10 protein-coding genes are annotated in these 12502 nt (G+C 61.0%); 3 read left to right on the top strand and 7 right to left on the bottom strand.

Going from position 1 to position 12502, the window contains the following annotated elements:
- Window positions 1–59 precede the first annotated feature (59 nt).
- Genes cysG through H0Z09_RS09140 form a run of 6 tightly spaced genes read right to left on the bottom strand, consistent with a single transcriptional unit; the run spans window position 60 to window position 7562 of the window.
- On the bottom strand, window positions 60–1454 hold the full coding sequence (gene cysG, locus H0Z09_RS09165) for a siroheme synthase CysG (protein ID WP_076950785.1): 1395 nt from the start codon (window positions 1452–1454) through the stop codon (window positions 60–62).
- Window positions 1455–2735, bottom strand: coding sequence for a serine--tRNA ligase (serS, locus tag H0Z09_RS09160; RefSeq protein ID WP_186689841.1), 1281 nt, complete (start codon window positions 2733–2735; stop codon window positions 1455–1457). It lies immediately after the preceding gene.
- 16 nt (window positions 2736–2751) lie between these two features.
- Window positions 2752–3126, bottom strand: coding sequence for a fluoride efflux transporter CrcB (crcB, locus tag H0Z09_RS09155; protein ID WP_071493379.1), 375 nt, complete (start codon window positions 3124–3126; stop codon window positions 2752–2754).
- Window positions 3123–4448 (bottom strand): replication-associated recombination protein A, encoded by a 1326-nt coding sequence (locus tag H0Z09_RS09150; RefSeq protein WP_186689839.1) that lies wholly within the window; start codon window positions 4446–4448, stop codon window positions 3123–3125. Before H0Z09_RS09150 ends, crcB begins: the two co-directional genes overlap by 4 nt.
- Before the next feature lie 27 nt (window positions 4449–4475).
- Window positions 4476–5099 (bottom strand): outer membrane lipoprotein chaperone LolA, encoded by a 624-nt coding sequence (lolA, locus tag H0Z09_RS09145; RefSeq protein ID WP_076950788.1) that lies wholly within the window; start codon window positions 5097–5099, stop codon window positions 4476–4478.
- 54 nt (window positions 5100–5153) lie between these two features.
- Entirely contained in the window at window positions 5154–7562 is a 2409-nt protein-coding gene (locus H0Z09_RS09140) for a DNA translocase FtsK (protein ID WP_186689836.1), read from the bottom strand.
- Between the two features lie 498 nt (window positions 7563–8060).
- Between H0Z09_RS09140 and aat the strand changes: the two genes are divergently transcribed.
- The 3 genes from aat to infA all read left to right on the top strand — a co-directional run bounded on the left by aat (window position 8061) and on the right by infA (window position 9824).
- Entirely contained in the window at window positions 8061–8741 is a 681-nt protein-coding gene (gene aat, locus H0Z09_RS09135) for a leucyl/phenylalanyl-tRNA--protein transferase (RefSeq protein WP_186689826.1), read from the top strand.
- 56 nt (window positions 8742–8797) lie between these two features.
- Window positions 8798–9505: an arginyltransferase gene (locus H0Z09_RS09130; protein WP_186689824.1), complete on the top strand. Its 708-nt coding sequence runs from the start codon at window positions 8798–8800 to the stop codon at window positions 9503–9505.
- A gap of 100 nt (window positions 9506–9605) precedes the next feature.
- Complete coding sequence (gene infA, locus H0Z09_RS09125) at window positions 9606–9824, top strand: translation initiation factor IF-1 (RefSeq protein WP_002553999.1); 219 nt, start codon at window positions 9606–9608, stop codon at window positions 9822–9824.
- 381 nt (window positions 9825–10205) lie between these two features.
- Here infA and clpA read toward each other — a convergent pair whose 3' ends face one another.
- Complete coding sequence (gene clpA / locus H0Z09_RS09120; protein WP_186689822.1) at window positions 10206–12476, bottom strand: ATP-dependent Clp protease ATP-binding subunit ClpA; 2271 nt, start codon at window positions 12474–12476, stop codon at window positions 10206–10208.
- Window positions 12477–12502 lie beyond the last annotated feature (26 nt).

The raw sequence follows: 12502 nt of genomic DNA, 5'->3' as shown, positions 1-12502 counted from the left end.
GTCTTGATTGGGGCTGCTTCGCAGCCCAGCGCGGGGCAAGCCCGCTCACTACAGGATTGTTAAACCTGAGCCTGGGCCCCTTCGAACCACTTCAGCTTCTCACGCAACACCACCACCTCGCCCACGATCACCAGTGTCGGCGCATGCACTTCATGCTCCGCCACCATGCGTGGCAAATCGGCCAGGGTGCCAGTGAACACGCGCTGGTTCGACGTGGTGCCCTGCTGGATCAACGCCGCCGGGGTATCCGCCGCGCGCCCATGCTTGATCAACTGTTCGCAGATGATCGGCAAGCCAATCAAGCCCATGTAGAACACCAAGGTCTGCGATGGCCCCACCAGGTCAGTCCAGGGCAGGTCCGAAGTCCCGTTCTTCAAATGCCCGGTGATAAAGCGCACCGACTGGGCATAGTCGCGGTGAGTCAGCGGAATCCCGGCGTACGCCGCGCAACCGCTGGCGGCGGTGATGCCCGGTACCACTTGGAACGGGATGCCATGGGCCGCCAGCTCTTCGATTTCCTCACCACCGCGCCCAAAGATGAACGGGTCGCCGCCCTTGAGGCGTAGCACCCGTTTGCCTTGCTTGGCCAGGTCCACCAATTGCTGGTTGATCTGGTCCTGCGGCACGGCATGTTCGGCGCGACGCTTGCCGACATACACCCGCTCGGCGTCGCGACGGCACAGCTCGAGAATCGCAGGCGCCACCAGACGGTCGTACAACACCACATCAGCTTGTTGCATCAGGCGCAGCGCACGAAAGGTCAGCAGGTCGGGGTCACCGGGGCCAGCGCCCACCAGGTAGACTTCACCCGGCGCGTGGGGCGGTGCGCCGTTGACCTTTTCGATCAACAGACGCTCGGCTTCATCGCCCTGCCCGGCCAACTGGCGGTCGGCAATCGGGCCTTGGAACACCTCTTCCCAAAAGGCGCGACGCTGCTGCACATCCGGGTACAAACCTTTTACCTGGGCACGAAAACGCGCCGCCAACCCGGCCAGTTGGCCATAAGTGGAAGGAATCCAGGTTTCCAGCTTGGCGCGGATCAGGCGCGCCAGCACCGGCGCATCGCCACCACTGGACACCGCGATGACCAAGGGCGAGCGGTCGACAATCGCCGGAAAGATCACGCTGCACAGGGCCGGCGCATCCACCACATTGACCGGCACGCAACGGCGCTTGGCATCGCTGGAGACTTGCGCGTTCAACGGCTCGTCATCGGTTGCGGCGATGATCAGGGTGCAACCGTCGAGGTCGGCCTCCTGATAACCGCGCAGAATCAGTTCCCCGCCACTGCCCCGCACCAATTCACGCAGTTGGTCTTCGATCTGGGGGGCAACCACCCGCAGCACGGCGCCGGCATCGGCCAGCAGCCGGGATTTGCGCAAGGCAATCTCCCCGCCACCAACGACCAGCACGCGACTGCCGCGCAGGTTATGAAACAGCGGCAGAAATTCCATTTAGCGGATGACCTCAACGCCCGCCATGTAAGGCTTGAGCACGTCAGGTACGCGGATCGAACCGTCGGCCTGCTGGTAGTTTTCCAGCACGGCTACCAGGGTGCGGCCGACGGCCAGGCCGGAACCGTTGAGGGTATGGACCAGCTCCGGCTTGCCGGTTTCCGGGTTACGGAAGCGCGCCTGCATGCGTCGGGCCTGGAAATCACCGCAGTTGGAGCACGACGAAATCTCGCGGTATTTGTCCTGGCTAGGCACCCACACTTCCAGGTCGTAGGTCTTCACGGCGCTGAAACCCATGTCGCCGGTGCACAGCGCCAGCACGCGGTAGGGCAGCTCCAGCAGTTGCAGGACGCGCTCGGCGTTGGCGGTCATGCCTTCGAGGGCTTCCATCGACGTGGAAGGCTCGACCACCTGGACCATCTCGACCTTGTCGAACTGGTGCTGGCGGATCATGCCGCGGGTGTCACGTCCGGATGCGCCCGCTTCGCTACGGAAGCACGGGCTGTGGGCCACGAACTTCAGCGGCAGTTGCTTGGCGTCGAGGATTTCGCCGGCCACGATGTTGGTCAGCGACACTTCAGCGGTCGGAATCAGGTAGAAATCGGCCTCGCCTTCACGGGTGATCTTGAACAGCTCTTCCTCGAACTTCGGCAACTGGCCGGTGCCCTGCAGGGCCGGCGCCTGTACCAGGTAAGGCGTATAGGCCTCTTCGTAACCGTGTTCGCCGGTGTGCAGGTTGATCATGAACTGCGCCAGCGCACGGTGCATGCGCGCGATCGGGCCGCGCAGCAAGGCAAAGCGCGCGCCGGACATTTTGGCGGCGGTTTCAAAATCCAGGCCGCCGCTCAATTCGCCCAGGGCGACGTGGTCCTTGACCTCGAAATCGAAGGCTTTGGGCGTGCCCCAGCGGCGCACTTCGACGTTGCCGTCTTCGTCTTCGCCAATCGGCACGGATTCGTGGGGCAGGTTGGGAATGCCCAGCAGGATCGAATCCAGTTCGGTTTGAATGCCTTCCAGCTCGATTTTGCCCGCAGACAGCTCGGTGCCCATGCGCTCGACATCCGCCATCAACGGCGCGATATCTTCGCCGCGCTGTTTGGCCTGACCGATGGATTTGGAACGCGCATTACGCTCAGCCTGCAGTGCTTCGGTGCGGGTCTGGACGGTCTTGCGCTGTTCTTCCAGCGCTTCGATGCGCGCAACATCCAAGGCGAAGCCACGGGATGCCAGGCGGTCCGCTACGTCCTGAAGGTTGCTACGTAACAGTTTGGAATCGAGCATGTCGGTCTCTCGTTTATCAAAGTTTGGTCAAGGACAGGCCGGCCCAGGTGGCGAGCAGCCCGCCGAATACACTGATGGCCGCATAGCCAATCGCCAGCGGCACTTGCCCGCTTTCCAGCAGGCGCACGGTATCCAGTGAAAAGGATGAAAAGGTCGTCAGGCCGCCTAGAAAGCCAACCATCAATCCGGCGCGCACCTCGATAGGCACTTCCGGGCGCAACAAAAACAGGCCGTATAACACGCCGATCAACAGGCAGCCCACGATATTAACGGCCAGCGTGGCCGTATAGAAGTGTTTAGGCCAATTGGCGTTGATCCAATTACCTGTTGCAAAGCGCAGCAGTGTACCCGCGATACCACCTGCCGAGACCGCGACAACCAAGGGAATCATGATTTTCTCCGCTGTTTGGGACTTAAACGGTCAAGGCTGGCCAGGTGATTGAGCTTTTCACCGATCTTCAACTCCAGGCCTCGGGGCACCGGCTGATAAAGCGCCAGCGGCTCAAGCTCATCGGGGAAGTAATCTTCGCCGGCGGCATAGGCATCCGGCTCGTCGTGGGCATACCGGTATTCATCGCCGTAGCCCAGTTGCTTCATCAGCTTGGTCGGGGCGTTGCGCAAGTGCAGCGGCACTTCGAGGGAGCCGTATTCGGCGGCGGCGCGCAGTGCGGACTTGAAGCCCATATACACCGCGTTGCTCTTGGGCGCGCAGGCCAGGTAAGTGATGGCCTGGGCCACCGCCAACTCGCCTTCCGGGCTGCCCAGGCGTTCCTGCACGTCCCAGGCCGCCAGGCACAGGCTCAGCGCGCGCGGGTCGGCGTTGCCGATGTCTTCGCTGGCCATGCGCACCACGCGGCGCGCCAGGTACAGCGGGTCGCAACCGCCGTCGATCATCCGCGCGAACCAGTAGAGCGCACCGTCCGGGTTGGAGCCGCGTACGGATTTGTGCAGCGCCGAAATCTGGTCGTAGAACGCTTCGCCGCCCTTGTCGAAGCGCCGACGCGTGTCGCCGAGCAGGCTTTGCAACAGGTCGACACCGATCTCGCTGCCGTCTTCGGCCAGGTCGGAGGCGTTTTCCAACAGGTTGAGAAAGCGCCGGCCATCGCCATCGGCGGCGGTAAGCAGGATCTTGAAGCCTTCCTCGCTCACGCTCAGTTGGCGCTTGCCCAGGCCTTTGTCTTCACTCAACGCGCGCTGCAACAGCTTTTGCATTGCCGCTTCGTCCAGGCTTTTGAGCACATAGACCCGCGCTCGCGAGAGCAAGGCATTGTTCAGTTCAAACGAGGGGTTCTCGGTGGTGGCCCCAATAAAAATCAGGGTGCCGTCTTCCACATAGGGCAGGAATGCATCCTGCTGCGACTTGTTGAAACGATGCACTTCATCGACAAACAGGATGGTGCGCTTGCCGTATTGGCCGGCCTGCTGCTTGGCCACTTCCACCGCCTGGCGGATCTCCTTGACCCCGGCCAGAACCGCCGAGACCGTTTCGAAGTGTGCATCCGAGACCTTCGCCAGCAGGCGTGCCAGGGTGGTTTTACCCACGCCCGGCGGCCCCCAGAAAATCATCGAATGCAGCGCGCCCTGCTCCAGGGCTTCGCGCAGGGGTTTGCCGCGAGCGAGCAGGTGTTCCTGACCGACATACTCATCCAGGTTGGTCGAGCGCAAGCGCGCGGCCAGGGGCTGGGCAATCGGATCACTTCGAAACAGGTCCATGGGCAGCGTCTGAAACCTCTGGCGGATTTATTCCTGGATCACGTCGGCACCCTTGGGGATGTCGAACTTGAACTTGGACGCGGGCACCGGCTGGTTGGCCTTGACCCCGGAAAACAGGATATCGGTGCGTTGGCCGACGCTGTCGACCAAGCGCATGTTATTGATCACGCCATTGCCGAACGACAGCGACAGCGTGTCGAACAGCGTGTCCTTGGATTTGGGCTTGAGCGTGAACTCGATCACGTTGCTGGTTTGCTTTGAGGTGATGTCAAAGCTGTCATTGATCTTCGACACATCCCCCGAAAGCAGCAGCGCCGGCGTCTGGTTCAGGCGCGGGTCGAGTTTCTTGATGGTCGCCTGCTCCAGGTCAGGGTCCCACAGGGTGACTTTCTGGCCATCGGAAACGATGGTTTGCTCAGCCTTGCCTTCGGTATGCCAGTAGAACAGGCCAGGACGCTGCACGGCCATTTCGCCGGCCGTTTCCTGCAACTGGGTGCCACCGGCGTCCAGGGTCAACTGGGAAAAGCGCGCGGTCAGGGTCTGGGATTTGTCCAGCAGGTTTTTCAGGCTGGCCACGGAAGCCGGGTCAGCGTGAGCCGAAACCGCGCTCAGGGCCAGTGCCGGCAACAACAGCATGCGGATAAGACGCATGGGAGTCCTCATTGAGTTGTCAGGACGCGCCGCGTGTTGCCACGCGACGCGGGATCAGTCGCGCATCTGCCCGGGGGCGATGACTTCACGCGAGCCATTGGTGTTCATGGCAGTCACGACGCCGGCGTTTTCCATGGATTCGATCATGCGGGCGGCGCGGTTGTAGCCGATCTTAAGCTTGCGTTGCACCGCGGAAATCGACGCGCGGCGGCTTTCCAGTACAAAGGCCACGGCTTCGTCGTACAGCGCGTCGGTTTCGGCATCATCGTCGCCACCGCCGCTGCCGCCGTCGAAGCCGCTGCCGGCCTCTTCAACACCGGCGAGGATGTCGTCGTTGTATTCCGGAGCGCCGCGCAGCTTCCAGGCTTCCACGACGCGGTGTACTTCATCGTCGGAAACAAACGCGCCGTGGACACGAATTGGCAGGCTGGTGCCCGGCGGCATGTAGAGCATGTCACCGTGGCCGAGCAGTTGTTCGGCGCCGCCCTGGTCGATGATGGTCCGCGAGTCGATCTTGCTCGACACCTGGAACGCCATGCGCGTCGGGATGTTCGCCTTGATCAGGCCGGTGATCACGTCCACCGACGGACGCTGGGTCGCGAGGATCAGGTGGATACCGGCGGCACGGGCTTTCTGGGCGATACGCGCGATGAGCTCTTCGACCTTCTTGCCGACGATCATCATCATGTCGGCAAACTCGTCGACCACCACCACGATGGTCGGCAGCTTGGTCAGCAAGGGCGCTTCGTCGTGGATGCTTTCGCGCTTGTACAGCGGGTCGGTCAGCGGCGTACCGGCGTCCTGGGCTTCCTTGACCTTGGCATTGAAGCCCGACAGGTTACGCACGCCCATCTTGGCCATCAGCTTGTAGCGGCGTTCCATCTCGGCAACGCTCCAGCGCAGGGCGTTGGCGGCGTCCTTCATGTCAGTGACCACCGGGCACAGCAAGTGCGGGATGCCTTCGTAGATCGACAATTCCAGCATCTTCGGGTCGATCATGATCAACTTGGCGTCTTCGGGGCCGGACTTGAACAGGATCGACAGGATCATCGCGTTCACGCCCACCGACTTACCGGAACCGGTGGTACCGGCCACCAGCAAGTGCGGCATTTTCGCCAGGTCGGTGATCACCGGCTTGCCGCCGATGTCGTGGCCCAGGGCCAGGGTGACCGGCGATTTGAAGTTGTCGTATTCCGGCGTGGACAGCACTTCGGAGAAACGCACGATCTGCCGGTCTTCGTTGGGAATCTCGATGCCCACGGTGGTCTTGCCGGGGATCACTTCCACCACGCGCACGCTGGTCACGGCCAGGGAACGGGCCAAGTCCTTGGCCAGGTTGGAAATACGGCTGACCTTGACGCCCGCGGCCGGCTGGATCTCGTAGCGGGTAATCACCGGGCCGGGGTGGATCGAGTCCACCGACACTTCAACGCCGAATTCCTTGAGCTTGATTTCCAACAGGTGGCCGACGGCCGCCAGGGACTCCGGGGAATAGTTGAGTTGTTTCTTTTCGGCCGGGTCGAGGATCGAGATCGGCGGCAAGGTGCCTTCGACGGCGCTGTCGATGAACAACGGCGCCTGTTTCTCTTTCTGCACGCGATGGCTCGGCTCGGGCGCTTTTGGAGGTGCCGGGGCGATCACCGGTGGCACTTGCTTCTCGCGGTCCGACATGTGCTTGCTCAGCGCCTGCTCGCGTTCGATCAGACGTTCCTTGACCTTGGCCTGCTCGCGCCGGTCCGGGGTGGTCGGGGCGACCACTTCGTTGACACGTGTGTCCACCTCGCGCAACTGGGCGACCATGCGCTTGCGCTCGACACGAGCGGCCCACCAGCGGTTGGCGGCGCCCTGAAACAGCTCCAGCAGGTCGAGGGTGATCTTGCCGGTCACATCCATCACCTTGAACCACGACAGGTCGGTGAACACGGTGAGGCCGAACAGGAACAGCGCGATGAACATCAAGGTGCTGCCCTGGATATTCAGGGTCCTGCGCGCCAGGTCGCCGAGGCTTTCACCTAGCGCACCGCCCGCACCCGCCGGCAAGCCGGTGGGTGCATGGAAATGGATATGCGCCAGGGCCGCGCCGGACAATACCAGGAACACCAGGCCAATCAGGCGCCAGGAGAACAGCCAGCCACTCCACTGCCACGGCTCGTGACGCTGGCGGAAGATCTGCCAGGTCTTGATGGCCAGCAGCAACGGGAAGATGTAGGCGAAATAACCCAGCACCATGAACAGGATATCGGCGCTGTAGGAGCCCACCGGCCCGCCGAAGTTCTGCACATCATCGATCTTGCTGTTGTGGCTCCAGCCAGGATCGTCCTTGCCATAGGTGAGCAAGGCCATCATCAGGAACAGGCACAGAGCGCCAATGGCGATCAGCGCGCCTTCCTTGAGGCGATAATGCAGGTGCTGGCGCCAGGCTGGCACCACGGCTGCTTTAGGTACTGCGGCGGATTTCTTCAAAACGGGTCTTTTCCTGCGCCTTTAGCGCGTCCATCTGTTGAATGACTGTAAATACTGCCCAATCCGAGCAGCTGAAAAATGAAGGAGCGTCGTTGCATCTACTTTTTAACATTGGGCGACGGCTGGTTGAAATGACGAAAGCGCCACAATGCCCGCATTGTACGGGTTTGTGCCGGCGATGCCACGCCCCTTGCCCTTCACCCGGCAGCCCAGCGAATCTGCGCACACGACAGGTTCAATTTGAGCATGCATTGTCTTTGCTGACAAAGGCTTATGAGCTGTTTTTATCAATCCGCTCCAGCTTGGCAAATGGCCTGCATGGAACAGACCCGATTACGACCACGTCCCCGGCACGGAGTTGCAGACACACCCGCTCACGCTAATACACGCCAATGGCGGATTCAGGCTGGCCCGATGGCGCCATGTCGACAATAATCAGCACTGCGCAGGTAGGTGTCATACCTGCCACTCCCCTCCCCTTCCGTAAGCCTGGATACCATGCTGACCTGGTTACAACGCGACTCCCTGACGTTCCCCCCGCTGGCCAAGGCCCTGCGCGAACCCAATGGCCTGCTTGCCGCCGGTGGCGACTTGTCGGCCGAGCGGCTGGTGCAAGCCTACCGCCATGGCTGCTTCCCTTGGTTCTCGGAGGGTCAGCCGATACTCTGGTGGTCGCCCGACCCGCGCACCGTCATATTCCCCGACGAACTGCATGTTTCCCGCAGCCTTGGCAAATTATTGCGCCAGCAGCGCTACCAGGTGACCTTCGACCAGGACTTCGCCGCCGTCATCCAGGCCTGCGCCGCGCCCCGCACCTATGCCGACGGCACCTGGATCACCGAGGGCATCCAGAGCGCCTACCTGGCCCTGCATCAGCGCGGCTACGCCCATTCGGTAGAGGTCTGGGACGACGGCGAGTTGGTGGGCGGCCTGTACGGCCTGGCGATGGGCCAATTGTTTTTCGGCGAATCCATGTTCAGCCGCGCCGACAACGCTTCTAAATTCGGCTTTGCCACGCTGACCCGTCAATTACAGGCCTGGGGCTTCGTACTGATCGACTGCCAGATGCCCAACGACCACCTGCACAGCCTGGGTGCCCGCGCCATCTCCCGCAGTGACTTCGCCGGCCTGCTGCGCGACCACCTGGACTTGCCCAACGCCGGACCGTGGGTTTCCTAGGCGACTTTCGCGCTCCTGGCTTACACTTATTTCAAAGCTTATCCCGAGGGTTGATCATGACCGAGTTGGCGCGCTTGAAGTTTTATGCCACTCAACCCCACTCTTGCAGCTATCTGCCGGACGAGCAGGCCACCACGCTGTTCCTCGACCCCAGCCAGCCTATGGACGTGCATGTGTACGCCGATCTGTCGGAAATGGGCTTTCGGCGCAGCGGCGATCATCTGTACCGGCCTCACTGCCAAAACTGTAATGCCTGCGTCCCGGCACGCATTCCCGTGGCGCAGTTTCTGCCGGACCGCAACCAGAAACGCATTCTCAAGCGCAACGCCGACCTGACGGTGACGTCGACCAAGCCGCGCTTCACCGAAGAGTGTTTCGACCTTTATCAGCGCTACATCGAGCAACGCCACGCCGACGGCGATATGTTCCCGCCCAGCCGCGACCAGTTTTCCACGTTCCTGGTGCGCGACCTGCCGTTCTCGCGCTTCTACGAGTTTCGCGCAGCGGGCCGACTGGTGGCCGTCGCCGTGACCGATCTGCTGCCTAACGGGCTGTCGGCGGTCTACACCTTCTACGAGCCCACCGAAGAACGCCGCAGCCTGGGACGCTTCGCCATCCTCTGGCAAATTGGCGAGGCCTTGCGCCTGGAACTGGAGGCGGTGTACCTGGGTTACTGGATCAAAAACTGCAAAAAAATGAATTACAAGACCCAATATCGGCCTATAGAACTGCTGATTAATCAAAGATGGGTCACGCTTAACTAGAACCCCTTGGCTTGAACACCCTTTTTCGGGCACAATGCACGCCGCTTTTGCCTGGCGCAGTTGCACCGGGCCATTCACTGGATACCGAGGGCTTTACTGCATGTCGAAAGAAGACAGCTTCGAAATGGAAGGCACTGTCGTCGACACCCTGCCCAACACCATGTTTCGTGTGGAGTTGGAAAATGGGCACGTCGTAACCGCGCATATCTCCGGCAAGATGCGCAAGAACTACATTCGTATTCTTACCGGCGACAAAGTGCGCGTCGAGCTGACGCCCTATGACTTGAGCAAAGGGCGCATCACTTACCGCGCTCGCTAAGCAAGTCAATACAAAACGCCCGGTTATGCCGGGCGTTTTTGTGTGTGTGCTATTCAACAGTCTCCATATAACTCTGCTGGAGCCAGGACGCAGGAAAAATCTGTAGTGAGCGGGCTTGTCGAATCGTCGCACCGCCCGCGCTGGGCTGCGAAGCAGCCCCAATAAATACACCGCGTAGTTTCAGGTAAATACCATTCGCCTGGTTTGGGGCCGCTTCGCAGCCCGGCGCGGGGCAAGCCCGCTCACTACAAAAAATGTGTAGATACCTATGGCTATCGCAGGCAAGCCAGCTCCCACATTTGATCTTCATTGTCTTGGCGATTGGATTTTAAGACAGCAAAAAGGCGCCTTTCGGCGCCTTTGTGTTATTGCAGCAATCGATCAGGCCATTTCAGCCGTGGTTTCGAAGTCGAAGGTCAGCTCGCCGTCCTTCAGGTCGATGTGCACCACGCCACCATGGTCGGACAGCTCGCCGAACAGGATCTCTTCGGCCAGCGGCCGCTTGATCTTGTCCTGGATCAGACGCGCCATCGGGCGTGCGCCCATTGCCGCATCGTAGCCGCCCTCGGCAATCCAGCTGCGCGCCGCTTCCGACACTTCCAACTGCACGCGCTTGTCTTCCAATTGCGCCTGAAGCTCGGTGAGGAACTTGTCCACCACGCTTTTGATGACCTCATGGCTGAGGCGACCAAACTGGATAATGGTGTCCAGACGGTTGCGGAACTCCGGCGTAAAGCTCTTCTTGATCACTTCCATCGCATCCGAAGAGTGATCCTGATGGCTGAAGCCGATCGAAGCCCGCGCAGCGGTTTCGGCACCGGCGTTGGTGGTCATGATCACGATCACGTTGCGGAAGTCCGCCTTGCGCCCGTTGTTGTCGGTCAGGGTACCGTGGTCCATCACCTGCAGCAGCAGGTTGAAGACTTCGGGGTGAGCCTTCTCGATTTCATCGAGCAGCAACACGCAATGCGGCTGCTTGGTGATCGCTTCGGTCAACAGGCCGCCCTGGTCGAAACCGACATAGCCCGGAGGCGCACCGATCAGGCGCGACACCGTGTGGCGCTCCATGTATTCGGACATGTCGAAACGGACCAGCTCAATGCCCATCGCCTTGGCCAACTGCCGAGCCGCTTCGGTCTTGCCGACGCCGGTCGGGCCGGCGAACAGGAACGAACCCACCGGCTTGTCCGGCGACTTGAGGCCCGCGCGCGACAGCTTGATCGCAGTGGACAGCGCATCGATGGCCGCATCCTGGCCGAACACGGTCAGTTTGAGGTCGCGCTCAAGGTTACGCAGCAGCTCCTTATCGGAACTGTTGACGTGTTTAGGCGGAATACGCGCGATTTTCGCCACAATGTCCTCGACCTGAGGAACATCGATGCGCTTCACACGCTTCTCGACCGGCTGCAGGCGCTGGTAGGCACCCGCCTCGTCGATCACGTCGATCGCCTTGTCCGGCATGTGCCGGTCATTGATATAGCGCGACGCCAGCTCAGCCGCCGCACGCAGGGCTTCATCGGTGTATTCGATGCCATGGTGCGCCTCGAAACGCCCTTTGAGCCCGCGCAGGATGCCGATGGTGTCTTCGACCGAAGGCTCGGACACGTCGACCTTCTGGAAACGACGCGCCAAGGCACGGTCTTTCTCGAAGATGCCGCGGAATTCCTGGAACGTGGTCGAACCAATGCAGCGGATATCACCCGACGACAACAATGGCTTGAGCAGGTTGGACGCGTCCATCACCCCACCGGATGCCGCGCCGGCACCAATGATGGTGTGGATTTCGTCGATGAACAGGATCGCCTGCGGGCGTTTTTTCAGCTCGCCGAGCAGCGCCTTGAAGCGCTTCTCGAAATCGCCACGGTACTTGGTCCCGGCAAGCAAGGCGCCCAGGTCAAGGGAGTAGACGACGCTGTTGGCCAACAGGTCCGGTACCTGGTTATCCACGATGCGCTTGGCCAGGCCTTCGGCAATCGCGGTTTTACCCACGCCCGCTTCACCGACCAGCAACGGGTTGTTCTTGCGACGACGCGCGAGGATCTGCGCTACGCGCTCAACTTCCAGCTCGCGACCCACGAGCGGATCGATCCGCCCCTGGCGCGCCAGTTCATTGAGGTTGCTGGCATAGGCATCCAGTGGGTTGCTTGAAGAAGAAGACTCACCGCCCTCGTCGTCCTGCATTTCCTGTTCACCCTCGGAATGATCGCCGTGCCCAGGCACCTTGGAGATACCGTGGGCGATGTAGTTCACGACATCAATACGGGCAACGCTCTGCTGCTTAAGCAGGAACACTGCCTGGCTTTCCTGCTCGCTGAAGATCGCCACCAGCACATTGGCGCCTGTGACTTCGCGCTTGCCGGAGCTCTGCACGTGGAACACTGCACGCTGAAGCACGCGTTGAAAGCCCAGCGTCGGCTGGGTTTCACGGTCTTCATCGTGAACGGGAATAAGTGGCGTAGTGGAGTCGATAAATTCCTGCAGGTCATGCTTGAGCTTATCGAGATTGGCGCCGCACGCGCGTAGAACGGTGGCGGCAGCTTCGTTATCCAAAAGTGCCAGCAGCAGGTGCTCGACGGTCATGAATTCATGACGCTTCGAACGAGCCTCCTTGAAGGCAAGATTGAGGGTGACTTCGAGCTCGCGGTTTAACATAGCTTCACCTCATACCCAAGTGGTCG

It is taken from the genome of Pseudomonas sp. SWRI18, from assembly GCF_014268345.1.
Lineage (GTDB): Bacteria > Pseudomonadota > Gammaproteobacteria > Pseudomonadales > Pseudomonadaceae > Aquipseudomonas > Aquipseudomonas cedrina.
The sequence above is the reverse complement of the archived record's forward strand: the minus strand, read 5'-3'. Positions and strand labels throughout refer to the sequence as shown.